The 439-nt window shown below is 44.0% G+C and carries 1 protein-coding gene; it reads left to right on the top strand.

Annotated features, from left to right (window positions below; genetic code table 11):
* Positions 1–439 (top strand): AAA family ATPase (locus tag EP1X_RS09960; RefSeq protein WP_156300745.1); only part of this gene is annotated, 439 nt, incomplete at both ends.

Genomic DNA, 439 nt, shown 5'->3' with positions numbered 1-439 from the left:
CTGGCAGCATTGGCAAGAGAAGCTGCAATGGCAGCTTTGAGAAGGCTTATTGAAGAAGGCAAGATAGACTTTGAAGCAGAAAGCATTCCAAAGGAAGTCCTTGAAGAGCTCAAAGTTACAAGAAGAGACTTTTATGAGGCATTAAAAATGGTTGAACCATCTGCTCTAAGAGAGGTACTCCTTGAGGTGCCAAATGTTAGATGGGAGGATATTGGTGGTCTTGAAGAGGTTAAACAACAGTTAAGGGAAGCTGTAGAATGGCCATTGAAGTATCCAGAGGCATTTATAGCTATGGGCATTAACCCTCCAAAAGGCATTCTCCTCTATGGACCTCCAGGAACTGGTAAAACACTTTTAGCTAAGGCGGTGGCGACTGAGAGTGAGGCTAACTTTATTGGAATTAGAGGCCCAGAGGTTTTGAGCAAGTGGGTTGGTGAAA

Origin of the sequence: Thermococcus sp. EP1, assembly GCF_001317345.1 — an archaeon.
Lineage (GTDB): Archaea > Methanobacteriota_B > Thermococci > Thermococcales > Thermococcaceae > Thermococcus_A.
The sequence above is the reverse complement of the archived record's forward strand: the minus strand, read 5'-3'. Positions and strand labels throughout refer to the sequence as shown.